Annotated in this window: 23 protein-coding genes and 1 tRNA gene; 7 read left to right on the forward strand and 17 right to left on the reverse strand. The window is 64.0% G+C overall.

Annotated features, from left to right (window positions below):
• Positions 1 to 45: 45 nt before the first annotated feature.
• Positions 46 to 135, forward strand: a tRNA-Ser gene (locus C5L10_RS16085).
• 23 nt (positions 136 to 158) lie between these two features.
• Here C5L10_RS16085 and C5L10_RS16090 read toward each other — a convergent pair.
• Positions 159 to 986 (reverse strand): SHOCT domain-containing protein, encoded by an 828-nt coding sequence (locus C5L10_RS16090; protein WP_105430498.1) that lies wholly within the window; start codon positions 984 to 986, stop codon positions 159 to 161.
• 346 nt (positions 987 to 1332) lie between these two features.
• Between C5L10_RS16090 and C5L10_RS16095 the strand changes: the two genes are divergently transcribed.
• Positions 1333 to 2160, forward strand: a complete 828-nt coding sequence (locus C5L10_RS16095; protein ID WP_105430549.1) for a RibD family protein — start codon at positions 1333 to 1335, stop codon at positions 2158 to 2160.
• Here C5L10_RS16095 and C5L10_RS16100 read toward each other — a convergent pair.
• Genes C5L10_RS16100 through C5L10_RS16115 form a run of 4 tightly spaced genes read right to left on the reverse strand, consistent with a single transcriptional unit; the run spans position 2119 to position 5353 of the window.
• Positions 2119 to 2904: a class I SAM-dependent methyltransferase gene (locus C5L10_RS16100; RefSeq protein WP_105430499.1), complete on the reverse strand. Its 786-nt coding sequence runs from the start codon at positions 2902 to 2904 to the stop codon at positions 2119 to 2121. The genes C5L10_RS16095 and C5L10_RS16100 overlap by 42 nt on opposite strands.
• Positions 2901 to 3944 carry a glycosyltransferase family 4 protein gene (locus tag C5L10_RS16105; RefSeq protein WP_105430500.1) on the reverse strand — a complete coding sequence of 348 codons (1044 nt, stop codon included), beginning with the start codon at positions 3942 to 3944 and terminating at the stop codon, positions 2901 to 2903. The genes C5L10_RS16100 and C5L10_RS16105 overlap by 4 nt, the downstream gene beginning before the upstream one ends.
• Positions 3941 to 4339: a 6-carboxytetrahydropterin synthase gene (locus C5L10_RS16110; protein ID WP_105430501.1), complete on the reverse strand. Its 399-nt coding sequence runs from the start codon at positions 4337 to 4339 to the stop codon at positions 3941 to 3943. The genes C5L10_RS16105 and C5L10_RS16110 overlap by 4 nt, the downstream gene beginning before the upstream one ends.
• A gap of 12 nt (positions 4340 to 4351) precedes the next feature.
• Positions 4352 to 5353, reverse strand: coding sequence for a zinc-binding alcohol dehydrogenase (locus tag C5L10_RS16115; protein WP_245448017.1), 1002 nt, complete (start codon positions 5351 to 5353; stop codon positions 4352 to 4354).
• A gap of 219 nt (positions 5354 to 5572) precedes the next feature.
• Here C5L10_RS16115 and C5L10_RS16120 point away from each other — a divergent pair, with 219 nt between their 5' ends.
• On the forward strand, positions 5573 to 6367 hold the full coding sequence (locus C5L10_RS16120; RefSeq protein WP_105430502.1) for a CDP-alcohol phosphatidyltransferase family protein: 795 nt from the start codon (positions 5573 to 5575) through the stop codon (positions 6365 to 6367).
• Entirely contained in the window at positions 6354 to 7103 is a 750-nt protein-coding gene (locus tag C5L10_RS16125; RefSeq protein ID WP_105430503.1) for an FkbM family methyltransferase, read from the forward strand. Before C5L10_RS16120 ends, C5L10_RS16125 begins: the two co-directional genes overlap by 14 nt.
• Positions 7104 to 7107: 4 nt before the next feature.
• Here C5L10_RS16125 and C5L10_RS16130 read toward each other — a convergent pair whose 3' ends face one another.
• Positions 7108 to 8031: a lysylphosphatidylglycerol synthase transmembrane domain-containing protein gene (locus C5L10_RS16130; RefSeq protein WP_105430504.1), complete on the reverse strand. Its 924-nt coding sequence runs from the start codon at positions 8029 to 8031 to the stop codon at positions 7108 to 7110.
• Between the two features lie 27 nt (positions 8032 to 8058).
• Here C5L10_RS16130 and C5L10_RS16135 point away from each other — a divergent pair, with 27 nt between their 5' ends.
• The gene (locus C5L10_RS16135; RefSeq protein WP_105430505.1) at positions 8059 to 9711 is read left to right on the forward strand and encodes a sulfatase-like hydrolase/transferase; all 1653 of its coding nucleotides are present in this window, start codon (positions 8059 to 8061) and stop codon (positions 9709 to 9711) included.
• Positions 9712 to 9739: 28 nt separating this feature from the next.
• On the opposite strand, the gene C5L10_RS16140 is transcribed toward C5L10_RS16135, so the two are convergent.
• The 6 genes from C5L10_RS16140 to kynU all read right to left on the reverse strand — a co-directional run bounded on the left by C5L10_RS16140 (position 9740) and on the right by kynU (position 16338).
• The gene (locus tag C5L10_RS16140) at positions 9740 to 10453 is read right to left on the reverse strand and encodes an ABC transporter ATP-binding protein (RefSeq protein WP_105422241.1); all 714 of its coding nucleotides are present in this window, start codon (positions 10451 to 10453) and stop codon (positions 9740 to 9742) included.
• Complete coding sequence (locus C5L10_RS16145; protein ID WP_105430506.1) at positions 10450 to 12219, reverse strand: ATP-binding cassette domain-containing protein; 1770 nt, start codon at positions 12217 to 12219, stop codon at positions 10450 to 10452. The genes C5L10_RS16140 and C5L10_RS16145 overlap by 4 nt, the downstream gene beginning before the upstream one ends.
• A 3-nt stretch (positions 12220 to 12222) precedes the next feature.
• Positions 12223 to 13257: a branched-chain amino acid ABC transporter permease gene (locus C5L10_RS16150; RefSeq protein WP_105430507.1), complete on the reverse strand. Its 1035-nt coding sequence runs from the start codon at positions 13255 to 13257 to the stop codon at positions 12223 to 12225.
• A gap of 75 nt (positions 13258 to 13332) precedes the next feature.
• A complete protein-coding gene (locus C5L10_RS16155) occupies positions 13333 to 14481 on the reverse strand; it encodes an ABC transporter substrate-binding protein (protein ID WP_105430508.1) in 1149 nt (382 codons plus the stop codon).
• 143 nt (positions 14482 to 14624) lie between these two features.
• Positions 14625 to 15140, reverse strand: a complete 516-nt coding sequence (locus tag C5L10_RS16160; protein ID WP_105404395.1) for a MarR family winged helix-turn-helix transcriptional regulator — start codon at positions 15138 to 15140, stop codon at positions 14625 to 14627.
• Positions 15141 to 15144: 4 nt separating this feature from the next.
• The gene (kynU, locus tag C5L10_RS16165) at positions 15145 to 16338 is read right to left on the reverse strand and encodes a kynureninase (protein WP_105430509.1); all 1194 of its coding nucleotides are present in this window, start codon (positions 16336 to 16338) and stop codon (positions 15145 to 15147) included.
• Positions 16339 to 16527: 189 nt separating this feature from the next.
• Here kynU and C5L10_RS16170 point away from each other — a divergent pair, with 189 nt between their 5' ends.
• Positions 16528 to 16935 (forward strand): ACT domain-containing protein, encoded by a 408-nt coding sequence (locus C5L10_RS16170; RefSeq protein ID WP_105430510.1) that lies wholly within the window; start codon positions 16528 to 16530, stop codon positions 16933 to 16935.
• Here C5L10_RS16170 and C5L10_RS16175 read toward each other — a convergent pair.
• Entirely contained in the window at positions 16932 to 18245 is a 1314-nt protein-coding gene (locus C5L10_RS16175) for a cobyrinate a,c-diamide synthase (RefSeq protein ID WP_105430511.1), read from the reverse strand. The genes C5L10_RS16170 and C5L10_RS16175 overlap by 4 nt on opposite strands.
• Positions 18242 to 19021 carry a uroporphyrinogen-III C-methyltransferase gene (cobA, locus tag C5L10_RS16180; protein WP_105430512.1) on the reverse strand — a complete coding sequence of 260 codons (780 nt, stop codon included), beginning with the start codon at positions 19019 to 19021 and terminating at the stop codon, positions 18242 to 18244. The genes C5L10_RS16175 and cobA overlap by 4 nt, the downstream gene beginning before the upstream one ends.
• A gap of 53 nt (positions 19022 to 19074) precedes the next feature.
• Between cobA and C5L10_RS16185 the strand changes: the two genes are divergently transcribed.
• On the forward strand, positions 19075 to 20187 hold the full coding sequence (locus tag C5L10_RS16185) for a cobalt-precorrin-5B (C(1))-methyltransferase (protein ID WP_105430513.1): 1113 nt from the start codon (positions 19075 to 19077) through the stop codon (positions 20185 to 20187).
• Here C5L10_RS16185 and cobM read toward each other — a convergent pair.
• From cobM to cbiE, 3 genes are read right to left on the reverse strand one after another with little or no spacing between them, the layout of a single operon-like run.
• A complete protein-coding gene (gene cobM / locus C5L10_RS16190) occupies positions 20160 to 20945 on the reverse strand; it encodes a precorrin-4 C(11)-methyltransferase (protein ID WP_105430514.1) in 786 nt (261 codons plus the stop codon). The genes C5L10_RS16185 and cobM overlap by 28 nt on opposite strands.
• Positions 20942 to 21328 carry a cobalamin biosynthesis protein gene (locus C5L10_RS16195; RefSeq protein ID WP_105430515.1) on the reverse strand — a complete coding sequence of 129 codons (387 nt, stop codon included), beginning with the start codon at positions 21326 to 21328 and terminating at the stop codon, positions 20942 to 20944. Before C5L10_RS16195 ends, cobM begins: the two co-directional genes overlap by 4 nt.
• Positions 21325 to 22578 carry a precorrin-6y C5,15-methyltransferase (decarboxylating) subunit CbiE gene (gene cbiE / locus C5L10_RS16200; RefSeq protein WP_105430516.1) on the reverse strand — a complete coding sequence of 418 codons (1254 nt, stop codon included), beginning with the start codon at positions 22576 to 22578 and terminating at the stop codon, positions 21325 to 21327. Before cbiE ends, C5L10_RS16195 begins: the two co-directional genes overlap by 4 nt.

Here is a 22578-nt window from a genome sequence, read left to right on the forward strand (position 1 = left end):
GGCACCATGGCTTTGGATATGAACGGCCCGCGCTGTAACGCAACCGGAGAGGTGGCTGAGTGGTCGAAAGCACCGCACTCGAAATGCGGCGTGCCTGCGAGGGCACCGTGGGTTCGAATCCCACCCTCTCCGCCATGACGATCCTGGGGCTGCCAGCGTTACAGTCGTTTAAGCAGCTCCGTCTTTTTCGCCGTGAATTCGTCGTCTGAAAGTATCCCTTTCGAATGCAGGCCAGCCAGTCGTTCAATCTTGCTGAAGATATCGTCTGCATCGACGCCAGCCGGCGAGGAGCGAATATCTGGGGTCATAACCGCTATCGATGGAATATCGACGCTCGGGCTCGGGCTCTGGCCTGACGGCGTTTCCTGTTCTTCGGTCGGCGCCGGTGTGTTGTCAGCGGACGATACGATCTCCAGTTCCGATACGCGCACGAGCCCGTGCTGTGAGGTGAAGGTCAACGACTGGTCGCCGCTCTGCTGCTGCGAAAAACCGCCGATGTTATGGTCTTTTGTGTCGTATACCGTGATCTGCCCGTTTACATCGATGGCCAGGCGGCGGCTTGCCGGGAAGAAGGCATAGCGAAGGTTATTCTGCGCGCCCGTCGACGAGGGCTGGCCGAGATGTTGCGGCCAAGAACTGCTATGCGAACTCGACTGGTAAAAGAAGCTGCTTCCGTCTCCCTGGCTCTGAGACTGATAGTGCCGATCTACCTTCGGGCCGGAGAGTTCCCCAGACCGGATATAAGCGGCGATCTCCGAGCAAAGCATATCCACCCGGTGCTTCAACCCATTGTTGAACATGTCACCGATCATGATCATGCCACCACTCGACCATTGCCCCATGCCGCCAAGCTCGACGTGGTTGAACTGTGCCTGACTCGCATGCCCGGCGATCAAGGCCATCGCAAGATGCTCGACCACACCAGGGCTGAACCCGTGCCGCTGGGAGAGGCCTTCGATAATATTCTGTTCCTGGGTATCTCTCATAACAAGCTGCACTCGATTGGCCGGGCTTCAACTATTACATTTGCCTGGCCTTGAGGATACCCATGGAGATCGCATCGCGACTATCCGAAACCGTCGGGGGCATGGCTTTCGTGAGCAAGTGCTGGATATTGCCGCGCGTCATGAGCTTCTGGCGGCGGTGGGGGTCGGCAACCGAGCTTGCCTTTTCCTTACCACGGCCGCCGGAACTTTCTCCGTCTGGCGGTTGACGGAATGTTGATCTGGTGAAATTTTCCGCGCGTATTACAGCTATGGGAGAATGCACCGGGCGAGGAACCTTTTGCGGGTGCCGGCATTCATCTTTTTCGGCCGGAAGACGAGGCGGGACATGCGATCAGTGAGGATGACCGAAGAGCTGTGGCAGCACCTGCTTTCGCTTCGCGAAGGAACCTTGCGCCCGGTTGCGCTCTCCGCCGATGTCGATGGTTCCGGTCTCTCGCTCTACAGGCCGATCGCGATCCGCGCCGAGCCTCTGGTTCTGGCCCAGGTCGGCCAGTCTCTGGATGGCCGCGTCGCAACGCCGACCGGCGATGCCCAGGATGTGTCGGGCTGCGACGGGATTGCCCATCTGCACCGGTGCCGGGCGCTGGTGGATGCAGTGATCGTCGGGGTCGGGACGGTCGTTGCCGACAACCCCAGTCTTTCGGTTCGTGCCGTCAGCGGCAGAAGCCCGGTGCGCGTCGTGGTGGATTGCAATGGCCGCATGCCGGAGCGGGCCAAGATGCTGCATGACGGGGGCACGCCCGTGCTCGTTCTGCAGGCCGACGACGTTCCACGCCGCAACGTCCGGCACACGATCATCCGGCTGCCGCGCCAGGCGGACGGGGGGCTCGCGCCGCGGGATATTCTTGAGGCGCTCGCCGAACGCGGCCTCACCACGGTGCTCGTCGAAGGAGGCGCCACCACCATTTCCCGCTTTGTCGATGCCCAGATGATCGACCGGCTGCATATCTCGGTCGCGCCGATCATCATCGGTTCGGGTCCTGCCGGCATCCGCCTTTCGCCGATCGACCGCTTGACGGAAGCCCGCCGCCCGGAGGTCCAAGTCTACAATATCGGCACGGACATCGTATTCGACTGCAATTTCCGCATTGAAGCGCAGCAGGCGACCGTCTCAGCGGATTGCGAGGATGTCCTGATGGCCGACCTGGCATAGGCTGCCTTCGCGATCGACCATTTTCCGCCGGAAATCGGCCCAGTCGCGGATTTCGCTCTCGTCGAGCTGGCCGTATTCATAGACCGCGCGCACCACGCCGTCGAGGAACAGACGCTGCAGTTCGCGATCGTCTGCAGCCATCGTCCATGGGCTCTCGGCGGTCCTTACCGTATAGCCGTTCTCCCTGAGGCAATCGGCCAGCGTCTCCCACGCCTGTGGCCCCAGCGACAATCCAAAACCCTTGTCGCTCAACTGATGGGCGTTGAAGCTCGCAAGCACGGCCTCGTCCAGCGGATGCGGCTTCGACCAGCGCATCCGGCCGTCATAGTTGAGCGCCGCGTAGAGACTGGCGCCCCTTTGCATGACATGGGCGACGAAACGGCGAATGAACTGCTCCGAACAGAGATCGAACAGCGCAGACGCGGTCACGAGACTGACTTCGGCGAGCGGCAGCGCGCCGATGTCGTTAAGGTCCCCCTGGATGAGGTCGACAGTATCGCCATGCAAGCGGCGGGCTTCGTCCAGAAGCCGGTGGTCGTGGTCGAAAAGCCGAAAGTGAGCCGGCTTTCCAAGTCTTGGAGAGAGCGCGCGGAAGGTCGAGCCGGTGCCGCAGCCGATATCGAGGACGGTTGGGGCCGAGACGCTTTCGAGGGATTGTACAGCCGCTGCCAGCAAGCCCGCGTCCCGTGCGAGAACATCCACGGGCTCGCGCAGCGCCAGCCAGTCCCTGTCGAAGCCGCTCATGGAGCCGTCTCCAGAAAACCGGAGATGATGACGGCGGTGTCCCGCCAGGAGGGAAGCCCGGCACCGGCGATCGCCGCGGCGTCGGCCATGGAAATGCGGGTTTCGGGCTCTTCCAGCAGCCGTCGCAAAGCTGCGGCAAAGGCGTCCGGGTCGTCCGGCGGCACGAGAAAGCCGGCGCTTTTAGGAACGACGTCCGGCACTGCTCCCGCCGCACAGCCGACGACCGGCAGCCCTTGGGCGAGCGCCTCGGCAAACACCATGCCGTAACCTTCATAACGGCTCGCCAGCGCAAAGATGTCGGCCTTGGCGAATTCGGAGCGGGTGTCGTCGATCTGGCCGGCGAGTTCGATGCGGTTGCCGAGCCCGGATTGGGCGACCTGGCGTTCGAGCTCTGCTGCGATGCCGGGATCGAGCATCTTGCTGCCGACGATGCGGCAGGTCCATCGCAGATCGCGCAGCTTTTCGAGCGACGAAATCAGTATGTCGTGGCCTTTGCGGTGGGTCAGCGTGCCGACGCTGAGGATCAGAGGCGGATCGCCGCCACCGACGGCCAGCGGTGCCGGATCCATGCCCGGAATGGCGACCGTGATCTTGTCCGCGGGAATGGCGTAATTGGCGGCGAGTTCGGCGGCGGTGGCATGCGATGTGACGATAACGCCGCGGGTGTGCGCCAGAGCCGCCTTCTCCCGGGCGGCCGCAACCTGTTGCTGCTTGTTGTCGAGCCCCGTCTCCAGCGCCAGCGGGTGATGCACGAGCGCCATGATCTTCAGGCGCTTCGCTTCGCGGCCCGCCCATTCGTCCATCGCGCCGAAGGCTAATCCATCGATCAGAACGAGACTGTCGTCAGCGATGCCGGAGAGCCTTCGCCCCGCTTCGTCGAGCTGTTTTGCGTCCGGGTTTGGAAAGCCGTCGCCGAGGGAGATCAGTTCGACATTCCAGCCGAGGTCACGCAGGGCCGCGATGACACGGCGATCGTAGCCGTAACCGCCCGTACGAGTTTCCAGCTCGCCCGGATAGGCAAAGACAAGATCGCGGCTCACAGCTCGGCCTCGAACCAGCCGCGGGCGGTGTACGATTCGTGCAGCATGACCCGCAGTTTGCGGATGCGGCTACCACCCGCACCGAGCCGGCCGTTCCGGACAGCATCGGCGATGCGGTCGAATATGTGCTTGGCGAGGAATTCCGTCGTCGTCACCTTGCCGGCGAAAATCTCCAGCGTATCGAGGTTCTGGTAGTTGAGCGGGGCCAGCACTTCCTTCAGCACGTCCGTGGCTAGCCCGATATCCACCGCAAGGCCGTTCTCGTCCAGATCGCTGGTGAAGAAGGCGGCGTCGACCACGAAGGTTGCCCCATGCATGCCTTGAGCGGGGCCGAAAACCGGGCGGGCAAGACTATGCGCGATCATGATGTGATCGCGGACTTCGACGGCGAACATGCGGGATTTCCTTCAATACTTGATGCGATGACAGAGCGTGGCGGCCGAACCGATAATCTCGGCATAATCGGCAGCGATGGTCTCGAACGGCGTTTCGCCCGAAATCAGGTGGTCGAGCCGGTCGTCGGCGAGAAGCTGGAGCGCCTTGCCCATGCGCCGCCTGGTGTCCCAGCGGGCGCGACGTCCCGGCGGCAGGGAGGCCACCTGCGAGCTGACGATGGAAAGCCGCTTGGCGTGGAAAGCGCCGCCGAGGGGGATCTCCACGTGCTTTTCGCCATACCAGCTGGCCTCGACGATGCGCGCCTCGAGACCGGCGTGATCGAGCGCCGTCGCCAGGGCGTCCGCCGAGGCGGAGGCATTGATCAGCACGTCGCAATCATGGGGCAGATGACCGGCAGATGAAAAACGGAGGCCGAGAGCCTCGGCAGGTCCGGCGCGCTCCGGCTCGATATCGGAAATCACCACTTCGGTGCCGATGATCCGCGAGGCAAGGTAGGCGACCAGGAGCCCGATCACGCCGGCCCCGAACACCGTTACCCGGTCGCCTGGCTGAATGCCTGCGTCCCAGGTGATGTTGAGGGCGGTCTCCATATTGGCGGCCAGCACGGCGCGCTGCGGGGACAAGCCGTCGACGAGCGGGTGGGCGGCGGAAACCGGCATGCGAAAACGGTCCTGATGGGGATGCAGGCAGAAGACCGTTTTGCCGACGAGATGTTCAGGCCCTTCTTCGACCACGCCGACGGCGGCATAACCGTATTTCACCGGGAAGGGGAATTGGCCGGCCTGGTGCGGGGCACGCATGCGCTCGTATTCGCTTTCCGGCACCTGTCCGGCAAAAACGAGCGATTCGGTACCCCGGCTGATGCCGCTATAGAGCGTTCGAACGACAACCTCGCCCTCGCAGGCCGCCGGCAGCTTCTCCTGCCGAAGCGCGCAACGGCCCGTCTCCTCGATCCAGAGGGCTCGTCCCTCCTTCTGCACCGCCGCACGCGGGGCTGTCTCACGCCTTGTCACGCCTCACACCTTTCACGCCATAACAATCCAGACCTAGAGGCTTCGACGATGACGGCAAGGGAGCCGTCCGGCGAGAGGGCGATATGGCCATCACGTTTATTTGACGGCGGTTTCGCGGATCCGGCCTTTGCTGCCCACCGTATTGTTCTCCATGTAGTGCCTGTGAGGAGAGCGTCATGAATAATTCATATCATCCCTTGGACGAGGAAGGCACGTCCGATGGCTGACTGGATGAATGCCGGGCCGCTGGATCGCCAGGCGGCACGCAGGGCTCACCGGTTGCTCTCCCTCGATGCCTATGCCGTCACCATGACCGTCGCAGCCGCGCTGGTTGCGGCCATGCATTTTCTCGGCGACTGGCTCGGCATCGATACGGCCGCGGCCTGCTGCGCCTTCATCATCTATGCGGCGATTTCCGCCGTCGCGCTCGGCAATCTGCGCGCGCACGGGCATGGCCGTTTCGGCGCGGCCAATATCGTCACGACAATCCGTGCCGCGCTTACGTCGGTTTTAGGCGGGATGGTGCTGGCGTCGCCGCAATTCGGCGTGGGCTTCGACCAGGGGGCCTTATGGATGCTCGGCTTCGCAGTCGCTTTCGCGCTTGTCCTGGATGGTGTCGACGGCTTCGTCGCACGGCAGGCGGGGACGTCTTCCCGGTTCGGTGCGCGATTCGACATGGAGATCGACGCGCTGCTGATCCTCTTCCTGTCGCTCGCGGCCGTATTGCTCGGCAAGGCCGGACTTTGGGTCCTGCTGATCGGCCTGATGCGCTATGCTTATGTTGGCGCGCAGGCGGTCTTTCCGGCGCTGAGGGGCGAACTGCGTCATTCGATGCGCCGCAAGGCGATCTGCGTCGTTCAGGGCGTGGCGCTCTGTCTGATGCTGTTTCCGGTCGTTACCTCGCCGGTCTCCACCCTGCTTGCGGCTGCGGCCCTCGCCTCGCTCACCTATTCCTTCGCCGTCGATGTGATCTTCCTGGTGAGTGCGAGCAGGAGCCATCATGCCACGGCCTGATTTTTCCGCTTCCCTGGGGCTGACACGCTCGCTGCTGATCTATTACGGCCAGCCCTGGCGGCGTTCTTCGCTCAAGCGGTTTTATGCAGACCTCGTCCGAAAAGGCGATCTCGTATTCGATATCGGTGCGCATGCCGGCAGCCGCAGCCGGACGCTTCTGTCGCTCGGCGCCAGGATCGTCGCGTTGGAGCCGCAGCCGTTGTTTGCCGATTTCATTGCCCGTTCCTTCGCCGGCGAAGAGTTGACGCTGCTGCGCAAGGCGGTCGGCAAGGAGCCCGGCAGCGTCGATCTGCATATTTCCAGCCGGCACCCGACCGTGACCAGCATATCCTCGTCCTGGATCTCGAAAGTCGAAAAGACCTCCGGTTTCCGCAACGTCACCTGGGATAGGGTCGAGCGCGTGGAGATGACGACGCTCGATGCGCTGATCGAAGAATACGGATTGCCGGCCTTCTGCAAGATCGACGTGGAGGGCGCCGAGGCCGATATCATCGCCGGGCTGCATCATCAGATCCCGCTGATCGCCTTCGAATATATCCCGGCGACGATGGAAATCGCCGAGGAAGCGATCGGCCATCTGCGCAAACTCGGCCCCTATCGCTTCAACCGGGTCGAGGGGGAGCGGCATCGGTTCGTCCATGACGAATGGATAACCGCCGATGCGATGCTGGCCGAGATTGCGGACCTTGCCGGTCAAGCCTCCTCCGGCGATATCTACGCGCGGCTGGAGACCTGACGGTTCAACGGTTCCGTCTGCCGAAAAGCGCCGCCAGGATGAACACCAGGCCGGGTCCTGCGCCGGCAAGCGCCAGAATGCCGTAGAGGATGCTGGCGGCCACGCCGTCGGAAGCGGCATAACCGAAGAGCGGCCAGAGGGCCGCTGCCGCCGCCTCTCTGGCGCCCCAGCCGGCAATCGTGGCAGGGATCAGCATCATCAGCAGACAGAGCGGAATAGCGGTGACAGCCGCGAGTGCCGGTAAGGGTGCGCCGACAGCTGCCGAGGCGAGCATGAACATCGCGATATAGCTTGCGACGATGACGAGGCTGAACAGCGTCTGCGCGATCCAGGCCCGGTCCCGCAGGAAGACCTGCGCCAGCGCTGTCTTCAGCGCTGCAAGCAGAGGCTGAACGCGGCGCGGGGGCAGGCGGAGCAGCAGGAACACGATGGCGAGGCCGGCGGCGAAAAGCGCGAAACCGGAGAGAAGATGGCGCAGGTTTTCGGGGATCGCTGCCCCGCCCAGAAGCGGCCAGAGCATGACGCCGAAGGTCGCGATGACGAAAAATACCCCCTGCCCGGCGACCCGCTCGAACAGCACAGCCTGCACCGGCACCTTCCACCCACCATCACCATGGGCCCGGTTGCGGACGGCACGAACGGCATCGCCCGCCACTCCGCCCGGCAGAAGCTGGTTGAGCAGCGTTCCGAGATAATAGTCGCCTATCGCTTTCCCGACATCCAGGCGCTGGCCAAGCCGGGCTGCCGTGAACCGCCAGCGGAGCGCCGAGAGTACGATCTGCACCTGCACGAGGATGAGGCCGGCGCTTATATAGGTCGGATCGGCCGACGCCAGGCTTGAGGCAATCCGTTGCGGATCGAAGCGCAGGATCACGGCAATGAGAAGTGCGAAGGCCGCAGATAAGCCTATAAGCTTCAGAAAACGCATAGGCCGAAGGTTTTGCAGGAACAGCGCATGAACGAATTTCGGCCTTTTCGCCAGAGTGACGCCGCCAGAATAGGGCATATCGCGCAGCGCAAGGCAAATGGATCGGCATTTCTGAGGATCACGATTGCGGTGGCGATCGTTGCGGCAATCCTCGCCGTTCCTTCCCATTTCACCGATGTTTCCGAGCTCAGATTTCCGCTGGAGGTGGCGGGGGTTGCGTTGCTGGCTTCGGTGCTGGCCGGTCCAGCCTTTTCCCTTCTGCGGTGGGCGGTCACCTTGCTGCTGGCCGCGATGCTGTTCCTGAAACTTGCGGACATCGGCACCGGCACCGCTTTCCAGCGGCCGTTCAATCCCTATCTCGACCTCAAGATCCTTACCGACGGTTGGAACCTCCTGAGCGGGGCGGTCGGCGTCACCGAGGCGGTCGGAATCATCTGCGCTGGCCTTCTGGCCTGGCTGATTGTCGTGGCCGTCCTTTATTGGTCGCTCGGCGGCTTCCGGGGGCTTTCGCGCGTAGCCCGGCGCATGTCCGTTCGCGTCAGCGGCGCAGCCCTGTTGATCGGATTGACGGCGCTGGTGGTTCAGGACCCCGATCGCCGCAGCTTCGGCGTCGAGGCGCATGCCGCCTCTTATTTCGTCAACCGCGTCACCATGGTGAAGCGGTCGATTGCCGATCTCGCCCGGTTCGAGGATGAGCTGAAGCAGGATCCGGTTTCCGCCGGGCCGCATTTCTCGGCGCTTGCCGGCGCCGACGTCGTGCTGGTCTTCATCGAATCCTATGGCCGCAGCGCGATCGAGGATCCGCGTTATGCGGCGCGCATCGGCAGCCGGCTGACATCGGTGGAGGAGGAGATCAAGGCGGCGGGGCTGGAGGCGCGCAGCGGCTGGCTGACTTCGCCGACGGTCGGCGGCATCAGCTGGCTGGCGCATGGCACGCTGCTCTCCGGCCTCTGGGTCGACAATCAGGGTCGTTACGACCGGATGATCACCAGCGAGCGGACGAGCGTCAACAACCTCTTCCGTTCCTCCGGCTGGCGTACCGCGGCGGTCATGCCGGGGATCACGCTCGACTGGCCGGAAGCCGGTTATTTCGGCTACGACCGCATCCATGCCGCCGCAGGGCTCGGGTATCGCGGAAAACTCTTCAACTGGGTGACGATGCCGGACCAGTTCACGCTCGAGGCCTTCGAAAGATTGGAGCGGCAGGCCCGGGACGAGCCCGGCCATAAACCGGTCATGGCGGAAATGGCGCTGATCTCCAGCCACGCTCCCTGGACACCGCTCCCGTCGCTGATCCTCTGGGATAAGGTGGGCGACGGCACCGTCTTCAACGCACAGGCGGAAAGCGGCGATCCGCCCTCGGTCGTCTGGGCCGATCCCGATCGCGTTCGGGCGCAATACCTCACCTCGATCGACTACACGCTCGAAACGCTCGGCTCCTACATGGCCCGTTACGGCAAGAACACGCTGTTCATCCTGCTCGGCGACCACCAGCCGGCGTCTATCGTTACCGGCGAAGGCGCCTCGCGCGACGTGCCGATGCATATCGTCAGCGGCAACCCGGACCTCCTGAAACGCCTCGACGGCTGGAACTGGCAGAAGGGCATGATCCCGCTGCCATCCACGCCGGTCTATCGCATGGACGAATTCCGCCGGAAGCTGGTCGAGAGCTTCGATTGATCGACCTTGGCCCGGCCGAATTGTCTCATCAGGAATGGGTGCCGAGATAGCTTTCCATCAGCGCCGGATTGACCGCCATTTCGCTTGCCGGGCCGGAAAGGCGGACTTCGCCCAGTTCGACCAGGTAACCTTCGTCGGCGATTTCGAGCGCGGCGCGGGCATTCTGCTCGACGAGCAGGATCGATACGCCGGTCTTTCGCAGTTCCGAGACGATGTTGAGGATGTCGATGACGATCTTCGGCGCGAGGCCGAGGCTCGGTTCGTCGAGCAGCAGCAGGCGCGGCCGGCTCATCAGGGCGCGGGCGAGCGCCAGCATCTGCCGCTCGCCGCCGGAAAGCGTGCCGGCCAGCTGCTTGCGGCGTTCGGCCAGGCGCGGGAAACGCGCGTAGACGTCCTCGCGCGTCTCGGCGCGCTCAGCGGCGCTGCGCAGGAAGCCGCCGAGCTCGACATTGTCCTCGACCGACATGGTGGCGAACAGTTCGCGCTTTTCCGGCACCAGGCAGAGGCCGCCGGCAACGCGGCCTTCGACCGAGCGCGGCACCGGCGCGCCGTCGTAGACGATCGTGCCGGAGGAGGGGACGATGCCCATGATGGCGTTGAGCAGCGTCGATTTGCCGGCGCCGTTTGCGCCGATCACGGTGACGATGCTGCCGGGCTTCATGCTCATCGATATGCCGTGCAGCACCTCGGCTCGGCCGTAGGAGACGTGAAGGTCGGAGAGTTCGAGCAGGTTTCCGCTCATGCGACACCTCCCAGATAGGCGGCGACGACCGCCGGATGTTTGCGCACGTCCGCCGGCTTGCCTTCGGCGATCAGGGTACCGAAATCGAGCACCACGAGATGGTCGACGAGGCCCATGACAAAGCCCATGTCGTGTTCGACGAGGAGCACGCTGACGCCCTCCTCGCGCAGTTTCTTCAAGAGGTTGGCGAGCTCCTGTTTTTCACCGTGACGCAGGCCCGCCGCGGGTTCGTCGAGCAGCAGCACGGCCGGGTCGGCGGACAGGGCGCGGGCGATCTCCAGGATGCGGATCTGGCCGAGCGCCAGATCGCCGGCCGGCCGGTCGCGATAGGCGCCGAGCCCGACGCGTTCGAGCTGGAAGGCAGCTTCGGCCAGCAGCGTCGCCTCCTGCCTGCGCTCCAGCCGTAGAAAGCTCCTGAAGACACCGGCCGAGCCGCGCAGATGTGCGCCGAGCGCGACGTTTTCCAGCACCGACATGTCGGGCAGGATCTTTGCGTGCTGGAAGGTGCGGGCGATGCCGTGTTTGGCGACTTCGCGCGGGCTATCGCCGGTCATCGGCTGGCCTTCGTAGAAAACCGATCCGCTGGTCAATGAAGCAAGGCCGGTGATGAGGTTGAACGTCGTGCTCTTGCCGGCGCCGTTCGGCCCGATCAGGCCGACGACCTGGCCGGCGCGCACTTCGAAACTGACATCGTTGACCGCCACCAGGCCACCAAAGGCTTTTCGCGCCTTTTCCACCTTGATCAGCGACGAGCCGGCCGGCGCGAGCGTTCGCTTGGCAAGCCTGTCGTCGGAAGTCGGAAGAGACCGCGCGGGCCGCTTCGGCAGGAGCTTCAAGACGAATGGCCAGAGGCCGTCCCGGGCGAGCTGCAGGATCACCACCAGCAGGATGCCGAAAACGACCATTTCCAGATTGGCGGTCGTGCCGATCAGATCCGGCAGGAAACGCTGCAGCACGTCCTTCATGATCAGCACGATGCTGGCACCGAAGATTGCCCCCCAGACATGGCCGGAGCCGCCGACCACGGCCATCAGCAGATATTCTATGCCCATGCTGAGCCCGAACGGCGTCGGGTTCACCGAGCGCTGCATATGGGCGTAGAGCCAACCGGAAAGGGCCGCGACCACGCCGGCAAACACGAAAACGGTGAGCTTGGCGCGGACGATGTTGACGCCGAACGCTTCCGCCGCCTGGCCGCCGCCACGCAATGCCCGGATGCCACGGCCGATCCGCGAGTCGAGCAGGTTTTTTGCGCCGATCGCGACCGCAATCACGAAAAACCAGATGAGGTAGTAGATCGACCCGTCGCTCATGAAGCGATAGCCGGAGAATTCAATCGGCGGGATGCCGGAAATGCCGTCGTAACGGCCGAGAAGGTCGATCTTGCCGAACAGATAATAAAGCGCCAGGCCCCAGGCGATGGTGCCGAGCGGCAGGAAATGGCCGGAAAGGCGCACGGTGATGAGGCCGAGCGGCAGGGCGGTCGCCGCGCCGACGATCAGCGACAACGGCAGGGTCAGCCAGGGCGACAAGCCGTAGTTCGTGCTCAGCACGGCCGTCGTATAGGCGCCGAAACCGCAGAAGGCAGCCTGGCCGAACGAGGTGAGACCGCCGACGCCGGTCAGCAGCACGAGGCCGATCGTCACCAGCGAGGCGAGGCCGATATTGTTGAGGATCGTCAGCCAGAAGGGCGGCACCGGCAGGAGGGGAATGATCGCCAGGAAAACGATGCCGGCGAGGCCGGGAAGCAAACGTTCGATCTTCATCGCTCACTCCTCCTCATGGAAGCCGCCGCTCAGCGACAGCCAGATCAGAACGGGAATGATGAGACCGAAGACGATGACCTCCTTGTAGCTGCTGGCGAAGAAGGAAGAGAAAGCTTCGACCAGGCCAACGCCGATTGCGGCGATCGCGGTAATCGGGAAGCTCGCCAACCCGCCGATGATCGCCGCCACGAAGCCCTTGAGGCCGATCAGGAAGCCGGTGTCGTAATAGATCGTGGTGATCGGGCCGATCAGTACCCCGGAAACGGCCCCGATGGCGGCGGCCAGCGTGAAGGCTGTGACGCCGGTCAGATGGGTGCGGACGCCGACCAGCCGCGCGCCGAGCCGGTTGACGGCGGTCGCACGCAACGCCTTGCCGAGCAGGGTTCGCTCGAAGAACATGTAGAGGCCCACGATGATCGCGATCGTCGCGCCGTAGATGCAGAGGCTCTGGGCGCTCACCATCAAGGCTCCGATCGTGTAGTTGTCGTCGGCGAGCGGCTCGGCGCGCAGGCCCTCGGCGCCGAAGAAGACGAGGCCAAGCCCCATCATGGCCAGATGCACGCCAACCGAGGCAATCAGCAGGACGAGCACGGACGCATCGGCAAGCGGCCGGTAGGCGATCCGGTAGACGTAGACGCCCATGGGCGTGATGATCAGAATGGTGAGCAGGGCCTTCGCGACAGACGGAAGATCGAGCGGCGCAAGCACGATGGTGATGCCGTAGATCACGCAGGGGAGCACCAGGTTGAGCGCGAGGCTGCGCAGAAAGGAGCGCATATCGGTGCCGCGGCGCATGCTCCAGAGGTCGAACAGGAAAGCAATCGCCCCGAAACAGACGAGAAGCGAGGTGGTGGCGGGCACCTTCCCGCCGTCGAGAAGCGCCAGCGTCAGCGCGCCATAGGCGACGAACTCGCCCTGGGGAATGAAGATCACCCGCGTGACCGAAAAGAGCAGGACCAGCGCCAGACCGAGGAGCGCATAGATCGCGCCATTGGTGACACCATCCTGGATCAGGAAGGTCGCAATCATCGCGTCCAAAGAATTTCCCCCGATAACAGAAAAGACGCTGCGAAAAGGCCCGGCGCGGACGCCGGGCCTCGTTTATTCGCCGACTTACTTGGTGATCTCGAACTTGCCGTTCTTGGCCGTGAACAACACGACGGCGCGGTCGTCGAGGCCGAGGTGATCGTCGGCCTTGAAGTTGAAGACGCCCTGGCTTGCCGGGAACGGGCCGCCGGTTTCGATGGCGTCACGGAGAGCCGCGCGGAATTCCGGCGTGCCGGGCTTTGCCTTCTTCAGCGCGACCGGGATGGCCTTCTTCAGGATGGCCATGGCATCGTTGATATGCGGGCCGAACTGGGTGCGGGTGCCGGGACCGAACTTCTTTTCGTAGGCCGTCACGTAGGCCATGCCTTCGGCCTTGGTCTCGGCGGTATCCGGCAGGGCTTCCGGCGCCATGGCCGGGCCGGAGGCGAAGATCGTGTTGTCGGCAGCCTTGCCGGCGATGCGCAGGAAGTCGAAGGTCACGGCGCCATGGGTCTGGTAGATCTTGCCGGCGAAGCCACGTTCGCGCAGGCCGATCTGCGGCAGCGCGGCACCGGTGCCGGAGGCGCCGACGAAGACGGCATCCGGACGCGCGGCCACGAGTTTCAGCACCTGGCCGGAAACGGAGGTGTCGGGACGGGCATAACGCTCGTCGGCGACGACCTTCAGGCCGAACTGTTCGCCGATCGCCTTGAACTGGCCCATCCACAGGTCGCCATAGCTATCCGAGAAGCCGATATAACCGACCGTCTTGACGCCGTCGGCCTTCATCTTGGCAAACAGGTTCCTGGCGATCAGGCCGGCATCCTGCGGCATCACGAAGGTCCACTTGCCTTTGGAAATGGTCGGCGGAACCGGCGAGCAGGAGAGATGCGGCGTGCTGGTTTCGCCGGCAACACCGGCAACAGCGATCGAGGCGGGGGTCAGCGCGGAACCGACGATGACATCGACCTTGTCGTCGTTGACGAAGCGGCGGGCATTGGTGGTGGCAACCGAGGGGTCGCCGGCATCATCGAGAACGATGACTTTCAGCTTTTCGCCGCCCACTTCGGCCGGCCACAATTCGACGGAGTTCTTCAGCGGAATACCGAGCGCCGCACCCGGGCCGGTCGACGATATGGTCACGCCGATCGTGATGTCGGCGAGCGCAGAGCTCGCAAACAAGGACAAGGACAGGACGGCAACAGGCGCCATTCCAGCAAAAAACCGGTTCTTCATAGGATCCTCCCAGGATAAAAGCGGGCGATCTCCTCCCGCCCTGCCATTTGTTTACAGGGAGATTGTTTCTTTGTAAACAATTCTGATAATGGTTATGTAAAGCTTACGAAGGCCGGTTCGGATGCGGCCGGCGTCCGCAAGCCCTACTCGGCATCGTGCCCCAACAGCCGGGCCAAACCAGCTTTGCCGTTCAATTCCACCATATCCCGGGCCAGCCTGGCGCGACGTTCGATCAGTTCGAGCATGTCCATGAATGCTGCGGTCTTTTCCGGCGGCAGATCGCCGAACATGTGTTTCTCAAGGGCATCGATGCCGGCAACCATCTTTTCGTAGACGGCCGTTCCTGCCGCCGTCAGCTGGATCTGGGCCCATCGCGCATCACGTGCGTCGGCGCGCCGGTCGATCAGGTCGCGGTCGACCAGTTCGCGGATCGCGCGCGACACCATCGCCTTGTCGATCGTCGTGAGCTTGCCGATCTCCATCGGCGAGATCGATTGATAGGTGCCGATCGCCGACATGACCCGCCAGATGTTCAGCTTGAAACCGTTGGCCTCGCAAAGCAGGCTGACGAGCTTCATCATTTCCGCGTTGCTGCGCGCGAGCCGGTAGGGCACGACCTTGGAGAGCTTTCGGGGGGATGTGGGCCGTTCTTCCGTCATCCGCTCAGGTCACCAGCGCCCGCTGTTTATATTCTGCGGCATCCCAGAGGCGGTTGGTCATGATGTCTTCGAGAATGTCCACTGCTCCCAACACCTCGGCCTCGCCGATATAGAGCGGTGTGAAGCCGAAACGAATGGCGTTCGGAGCGCGGAAATCGCCGATCACGCCGCGTGCGATCAGGGCCTGCATGATCGCATAGCCTTCCTCGTGCAGGAAGGAAATCTGGCTGCCGCGCTTCGTCCCGTCGCGGGGGGAGCCAAGCTTCAGCATCGGGCAGCGCCTTTCGACTTCCGCGACGAACAGATCGCAGAGTTTTATCGATTGCCGCCGCAGGTCCGCCATGTCGACGCCGTCCCAGGCGTCGAGCGCTGCGTCGAGCGCCGCAAGCCCGATGATCGGCGGCGTGCCGACCCGCATGCGGTCGATGCCGCCGCCCGGACGATAACCGAGATCGAAGGCGAAGGGCTGTTCGTGCCCCAGCCAGCCGGACAGCGCCGGCCGCACCTTGTCCGCATGGCGCGGCGCGACATAGATGAATGCCGGCGCGCCAGGCCCGCCGTTCAGGTACTTGTAGGTGCAGCCGACCGCGAAATCCGCGTCCGCACCGGAAAGATCGACCGGCAGGGCACCGGCCGTATGGGCAAGATCCCAGACGGTGATCGCGCCGGCGGCATGCGCCTTTTCGGTCAGCGCCTTCATGTCGTGCAACCGCCCGGTGCGGTAGTCCACTTCCGTCAGCATGACCACGGCGACGGTTTCGTCGATCGCGGTCTCGACCTCTTCTGGCTCGACGATCTTCAGCTCAAGACCTTTGCCGAGCGAGCCGATCAGGCCCTGCGCCATATAAAGGTCGGACGGAAAATTGCCGCTGTCGGACAACACGACCTTGCGTTCCGGCACCAGCTCCAATGCCGAAGCGAGCGCCTGGTAGACCTTGATCGACAGGGTGTCGCCCATGACGACCGTGCCTTCCGCCGCCCCGACCAGCTTGGCCACCCGGTCGCCGATCCGCCGCGGCATCGCCATCCAGCCCGCCTTGTTCCAGCCTTTGATCAGCAACTCGCCCCATTCGTCGGTCATCAGCCGGGCGACGCGTTCCCTGGCTGCAAGCGGCAGCGGTCCGAGCGAATTGCCGTCGAGATAGATCACGCCTTCCGGCAGATAGAAGAGCGAGCGGGTCTTTTCAAAATCCGTCACCGGAACACCTTGCTGTTCGAAACCAATCGTTCGAGGGGCTTAGCCTCGTAGCAGCGCAGACTAAAAGCTGGCGAGGGACGCGCAAGACAGGATTTGCCGCGCGGGCGATTATTTTGGAAGCGATATCGGGTCTTGCGGGTCGTGAATCGCCGTCTTAACCTCGGTTATGGAGCGATCTTTGGAGGCCTCATGAGCGGAATCACCCACCTTTCCACCTTGCTTGCGAGCCTTGAGCCGGTTCTTGTCGACGGTGAATTCGTCTATGCGACCGTGCCGCCCGAGAAAATGCACGATTATCTGGCGCTGAAGCCGATCGGATTGTTTTTCGAGAAGGAAGGTTTGACGCTGATACTGCCGAAAGGCGTTGCCGACGACGCGGGGCTTGCCTCGAGCGCGCCGCTTCGCTGCATCACCATGATGGTGCATTCCTCGCTGGAAGCGGTCGGCATGACCGCGGCGATGGCGGCGGCACTCACCAAAGAGGGCGTCAGCGCGAATGTCGTCGCGGCCTATTACCACGACCATATCTTCGTGCCGGCGGCGGACGCCGAACGTGCGGTTGCGGCGCTTCGGGCGCTTTCAGCCGCTGCCGGTTAGCCGCGTGCAATCGCGTGGAAAAAGGCGCCGCTGACCAGGCCTCGGCGGCCGCCTGTCGGACCTATCAGCTTGCCGCCACCATCGGCGATCGTTGCAAACGGCTGGTCGGTCCCCGGCGAAACAACACTGGCATAGTGGAACTCATGGCCGCGGATCGTATCGCCCTTGCCGCCGAGCGGGCTGTTCTCGGCGATCTCCGCCTGGCGGTAACCGAGGTTCATCCGCCGTTTGGCGAAACTGGTGCGATGGGACAGGAGACCCGTCATGGCGTGCGTTTCGCCATCGGCATCCTCCAGCGTTTCTCCGAGTACCATGTAGCCGCCGCACTCGCCGTGAACGGGTTTTGTTTCCGCAAATCGCGTTAGGCCGGTCTTGAAATTCTCGGCTGCCGCAAGCCGTCCGGCGTGCAGTTCGGGATATCCGCCCGGCAACCAGCAGACGTCGCAGCCAGCAGCCGGCGCTTCATCGGCCAGGGGCGAGAAGGGAACAACCTCCGCGCCCGCGGAGCGCCATTCGCGAATCAGATGCGGGTAGAGGAAGGTAAAGGCGGCATCCTGCGCCAGCGCGATCCGCTGGCCGGGCGGACGTAGTGATTTTTCCGTCGAACCGCCGGGAATATTGAAGGGTTTTGCGGCGGCATAGATCGCATCGAGGTCGAGCGAGGCTTCCATGGCGTCGGCCAGCCGCTCGATATGGGCGTCCATTTCCGGATGTTCGCTCGCCTGCACGAGGCCGAGATGCCGTTCGGGCAGAACCAGCGAGGGATCACGCAGGACGGTGCCGACGACAGGAATTCCGGCCGCCTGGATGGCATCGCCGCAGAGTTTCTTGTGTCGTTCGCTGCCGGCCCGGTTGAGCACGCAGGCTGCAATCTTCACGGTCGGATCGTAATGAGCAAAGCCGTAGGCGATCACGCCGGCGGTCTGGGACTGGCCGGAAACGTCCAGCACCAGTAGCACGGGCAGGCGGAACAGCCGGGCGAGATCGGAGGCCGCGCCGGAACGGTTCTCTTCGCTGACGATACCGTCGAAAAGGCCCATGGCGCTTTCGATCAGAAGCAGTTCGGCATCTTCCGCCTGTCCGCGCGCCAGATGCCGCAGCAGGTCCGGCGCCATCGCCCAGCTGTCGAGGTTGAGGCCCGGCCGATGCGTCGCGGCCTCGTGGAAACCCGGATCGATATAATCCGGGCCTGTCTTGATGCCGCGGACCTTGACGCCGCGGCGGGCAAAGGCGCGCAGCAGGCCGATAGTGACGCTGGTCTTGCCGGAGCCGGAACGCGGCGCACCGATGATAAGCGCGCGGGCGGTCATGGCCTGCCCCCCGACAGGACGGCCTGCATGGAGACGATCCGGCCGATGACGATCAGGGCAGGAGCGGCGAATTTCTGCCGCGCCACCTCGGCCTCGACCGTCGCAAGCGTTGCGGTCAGCGAACGTTCGTCCGGCGTCGTCGCCGCCATCAGCACCGCGACCGGCGTTTCCGGCGACAGCCCGCCTTCGATCAGCAGCCGGGCGATGGTGCCGATCGTGCTGACGCCCATATAGACGACGATCGGCTCTCCGGTTTTCGCCAGCGCCTTCCAGTCCAGGTCGCCGGGACTGCCGGCCGCATGGCCGGTCGCAAGCGTGATCGCGCGGCTCATCCCCCGCATCGTCGCGGGAATGTTGGCGGAAGCGAGAGCCGCCAGCGCGGAGGTCATGCCCGGCAGGACGCGGAACGGAATGTGTTCCCGGGCAAGTGCTTCCGCCTCCTCGCCGCCGCGCCCGAACACGAAGGGATCGCCGCCCTTCAGCCGCAGAACACGCCGGCCCTTGCGGGCGAGTTCGATCAGCAGGCCGGTAATGTCATCCTGGGCGACGGAGGGTTTGCCACCGCGTTTTCCGACGAAGACAAGCTCGGCGGTCGGCGCGAGCGACAGCACGCCGTCGGAGACCAGCGCGTCATGGACGATCACGTCCGCCTTGCCGATTGCGTCGGCTACTTCCAGCGTCAGGTAACGCGGGTGGCCGGGGCCGGCGCCCGCGAGCCAGACATGGCCAGGCTCGAAGACGGGTGCTGCGACGATAGTTTCGATGCTTTCATTCATATGCGGACCTTTGACCGGTGACGCTCGGCCCCGGTCGGGCTATAGAAACGGCCATGGAAGTGGATGGCAAGAACCTTCGTCGTGGCTGGACCACGGGAACCTGTGCGGCGGCGGCGAGCAAGGCGGCTTGTCTTGCCCTCCTTTCCGGAAAATTTCCCGACCTGGTCGAGGTGACTTTGCCCGGCGGGCAGACGCCGTCCTTCGCGCTCGCCGCCGAAGAAACCGGCGAGGGATTTGCGAGAGCCGGGATCATCAAGGATGCCGGCGACGACCCCGACGTCACCCATGGGGCGCTGATCAAGAGCACCGTGCGGCGCGGCGCGACCGGCAGCGGCATCACCTTCAAGGCCGGCGAAGGCGTCGGCACCGTCACCCGCGCCGGTCTGCCCCTGCCCGTTGGCGAACCCGCCATCAATCCGGTGCCGCGCAAGATGATCGCCCAGGCGATCGCCGAGGTCGCCGGCGAAGAGGCCGATTTCGAGGTCGAGATTTCCGTCGCCGATGGGGAAAAAATTGCCGAGAAGACGCTCAACGGCCGGCTCGGAATCCTGGGCGGCATATCCATCCTCGGCACGACGGGGATCGTCATTCCCTTTTCCTGTTCGGCCTGGATCCATTCCATCTGGCGCGGCATCGACGTGGCGCGCGCCGCCGGGCTCGACCATGTGGCAGGCGCCACCGGCAACACGTCCGAAAAGGCGGTGCAGGCGCATCATGGATTGCACGAGATCGCACTGATCGACATGGGCGATTTCGTCGGCGGCATGCTGAAATATCTGCGCGATCATCCGGTGCCGAAAGTGACGATCGCCGGCGGCGTCGCCAAGATGACCAAGCTCGCGCAGGGCATGCTCGACGTCCACTCCAAGCGCGGACTGGCCGATCTCGAAGCTCTGGCGAAACTCGCCGGTGAAGCCGGGGCGAGCGATGAACTTGCGGCGCAGATAGCGGCCGCCAATACCGTATCCCAAGCGTTCGCGCTCGCCGGCGAAAACGGCCTGGCGCTGGGCGACCGGATTGCCGCGCTCGCCTGGAAGACGGCCGCCAAGGCGCTCAAACAGCCCGAGATTGCGCTGGAAATCCTGGTCTACGATCGCGAGGGCCGGTTGGTCGGCCAGACCGCGTTTACCCCGTCCGATCATTCGGAATCCTTATCGCCGGCCTGAGGCCAGCCGGGACGGAAGCGGCGCACGTAATCGGCATTGTAAAGCTGGCTCTCGGCGAAATCGGCAGCGCCCAGGCCCTTGCCAACGAAAATCAGCGCAGTCCGTTCAGCTGGCTCCGCCGCCAGCTTCGCTTCGATATCGGCAAGCGTGCCGCGGATGATCCGTTCTTCCGGCCAGGAGGCGCGAACCACGATTGCGACCGGGCAATCGGCGCCATAAAGCGGTGTCAGTTCCGCGACGATACGGTCGAGCGCGTGGATGGCGAGGTGGATTGCCAGCGTCGCGCCGGTCGCACCAAAGGCAGAGAGCGTCTCGCCGTCCGGCATTTTCGAAGCGCGGCCGGAAACCCGGGTGAGCACAAGACTCTGCGCCACTTCCGGGATGGTCAGCTCCCGCCTCAGAGCCGCGGCGGCGGCGGCAAAGGAGGGCACGCCCGGCGTCAGCGTATAGTCGATGCCGTGCTTCTCCAGCCGGCGGATCTGTTCGGCAACCGCGCTCCAGACGGAAAGATCGCCGGAATGCAGCCGCGCGACATCCTGGCCGGCCTGATGTGCCGCCACATATTCCGCCTCGATATCGTCCAGCGACAGCGACCCGGTATCGACGATCCGCGCATACTTCGGGCAATAGTCGAGCAGTTCCTTCGGCATGATCGAGCCGGCATAAAGGCAGACCGGCGAGCGGGCGAGAATATCGCGGCCGCGCACGGTGATGAGGTCGGCGGCGCCCGGTCCGGCGCCGATGAAATGCACGGTCATGAATGGTCCTTCGAGCGTGCCAGCGCACAGGTGGCGCCATCGGCAATCAGCCGCGCGACAATCAGTTCGGAAGCCTCGCCGGCGGCAGCCAGTGCCGCGGCTTCGGAAAGGCTTGGCGTGGCCGTTTGCGCAAGACTGTGTTTCGAAACGGTTCTGGTGCGGGTTTCCGCCTGTTTTAGCGCCACCTCGTCGACAATCTGCAAGGGCAGGCGCAGCCGCTCCGCAAGCGCGATCATCCCCGGCTCATGCCGCTTGATCTCGCCGGTCGCCAGAACGGATACGGATTCACGTGAAATATCCGCTTCGGCGCAGGCGGCAGAAAGCGCCGAAAGCAGCGCTTCCGCGGACGTCCCCTTGCGACAACCGAGACCCGCGGCAATCATGGCTTCACTCCGGGTTTCGTCCAACTCCATTGGGTGACCGGCATGGCCGGCTTCCAGCCCGACATGCCGCCGATCGGCGCTGCGCGCGAAACCTCCATGCGGATCAGTTCGCCGCCGAGTTTCGCATGCGCTGCCAGGAGAACCGCTTCCATTTCCAGTGTCACGGCATTGGCGACCAGCCGTCCGCCGGGCTTCAACGCCTCCAGGGCCTGGTCGAAAACGCCGGGCTCGCTGCCGCCGCCGCCGATGAAGATCGCATCGGGCTGCGGCAGGCCGGCCAGAGCCGCCGGCGCCTCACCTTCGACGATGCGCAGGCCAGGCACGCCGAATGCCAAAGCATTCCGCCCGATCCGTGCTGACCGATTGGCGTTGGCTTCGATCGCAATCGCCTTCAGGGATGGGTCGGCGAGCATCCACTCGATGCCGATCGAGCCCGAGCCGGCGCCGATATCCCACAACAGTTCGCCGCGGTGCGGAGCCAGTGCCGAGAGCGTCAGCGCCCGGATTTCACGCTTGGTGATCTGCCCGTCATGTTCGAACAGCGTATCGTCCAACCCGAAAGCGCGCGGAAGAATAAAGGCTCCAGCATCGGCCTTCACGTCGATGGCGACGACATTCAGCACGTGGATATCCGGTAGCGCAAACTCATCCGCCTGCTGCGAACGGATACGTTCCGCCGCGCCGCCCAGAGACTCAAGGACGGTCATTCGAGACGGCCCGAAACCGGTGCGGGACAAAAGCTCCGCCAACGCCGCCGGACCGTTCTCATCGGATGTCAGCGCGATGATCCGCCGGCCAGGATGCAGCAGCGGTCGGATGTGTTCGAGCGGACGGCCATGCAAGGACACCGTTTCGATGTCCTGCAGCGGCCAGCCGAGTCTTGAGGCGGCCAGAGAAAAGGCTGAGGGGGCAGGATAGGTGGTATATTCCTCAGGCGCGACATGGCGGGACAGCGTTGCGCCGACGCCGAAGAAGAAGGGGTCTCCGGAAGCCAGAACGCAGACCTTTTGGCCACGCAGCGCCACGACGTCGCGCATCGTTGCATCAAACGGTGTCGGCCATGGGCGGGCTTCGCCGGTGATAACGGAGGCTGCCAGTTCCAGATGCCGCCTGCCGCCGAAGACAACGACGGCGGATGCAATTGCCGAGCGGGCATTGTCGCCGAGGCCCGGGACGCCATCCTCGCCAATGCCGACGATGGACAGCCAGCGGCTTTGGTTTAAAGGTTTCTGCGCTGATTCAGGAGGCAT

The organism is Neorhizobium sp. T6_25, assembly GCF_002968555.1.
GTDB lineage: Bacteria > Pseudomonadota > Alphaproteobacteria > Rhizobiales > Rhizobiaceae > Neorhizobium.

Coding starts and splice junctions, on each gene's coding strand:
- C5L10_RS16110 (WP_105430501.1), bottom strand. CDS start 4,339: ATGTTCGCCGTCGAAGTCCGCGATCACATCATGATCGCGCATAGTCTT.
- C5L10_RS16120 (WP_105430502.1), top strand. CDS start 5,573: ATGGCTGACTGGATGAATGCCGGGCCGCTGGATCGCCAGGCGGCACGC.
- C5L10_RS16175 (WP_105430511.1), bottom strand. CDS start 18,245: ATGACCGCCCGCGCGCTTATCATCGGTGCGCCGCGTTCCGGCTCCGGC.
- C5L10_RS16090 (WP_105430498.1), bottom strand. CDS start 986: ATGAGAGATACCCAGGAACAGAATATTATCGAAGGCCTCTCCCAGCGG.
- C5L10_RS16170 (WP_105430510.1), top strand. CDS start 16,528: ATGAGCGGAATCACCCACCTTTCCACCTTGCTTGCGAGCCTTGAGCCG.
- C5L10_RS16125 (WP_105430503.1), top strand. CDS start 6,354: ATGCCACGGCCTGATTTTTCCGCTTCCCTGGGGCTGACACGCTCGCTG.
- C5L10_RS16160 (WP_105404395.1), bottom strand. CDS start 15,140: ATGACGGAAGAACGGCCCACATCCCCCCGAAAGCTCTCCAAGGTCGTG.
- C5L10_RS16135 (WP_105430505.1), top strand. CDS start 8,059: ATGAACGAATTTCGGCCTTTTCGCCAGAGTGACGCCGCCAGAATAGGG.
- C5L10_RS16195 (WP_105430515.1), bottom strand. CDS start 21,328: ATGATTGCCGCGGGTCTCGGTTGTCGCAAGGGGACGTCCGCGGAAGCG.
- C5L10_RS16185 (WP_105430513.1), top strand. CDS start 19,075: ATGGAAGTGGATGGCAAGAACCTTCGTCGTGGCTGGACCACGGGAACC.
- C5L10_RS16145 (WP_105430506.1), bottom strand. CDS start 12,219: ATGAAGATCGAACGTTTGCTTCCCGGCCTCGCCGGCATCGTTTTCCTG.
- C5L10_RS16140 (WP_105422241.1), bottom strand. CDS start 10,453: ATGAGCGGAAACCTGCTCGAACTCTCCGACCTTCACGTCTCCTACGGC.
- C5L10_RS16100 (WP_105430499.1), bottom strand. CDS start 2,904: ATGAGCGGCTTCGACAGGGACTGGCTGGCGCTGCGCGAGCCCGTGGAT.
- cobA (WP_105430512.1), bottom strand. CDS start 19,021: ATGAATGAAAGCATCGAAACTATCGTCGCAGCACCCGTCTTCGAGCCT.
- C5L10_RS16130 (WP_105430504.1), bottom strand. CDS start 8,031: ATGCGTTTTCTGAAGCTTATAGGCTTATCTGCGGCCTTCGCACTTCTC.
- cbiE (WP_105430516.1), bottom strand. CDS start 22,578: ATGCCTCCTGAATCAGCGCAGAAACCTTTAAACCAAAGCCGCTGGCTG.
- C5L10_RS16155 (WP_105430508.1), bottom strand. CDS start 14,481: ATGAAGAACCGGTTTTTTGCTGGAATGGCGCCTGTTGCCGTCCTGTCC.
- cobM (WP_105430514.1), bottom strand. CDS start 20,945: ATGACCGTGCATTTCATCGGCGCCGGACCGGGCGCCGCCGACCTCATC.
- C5L10_RS16095 (WP_105430549.1), top strand. CDS start 1,333: ATGCGATCAGTGAGGATGACCGAAGAGCTGTGGCAGCACCTGCTTTCG.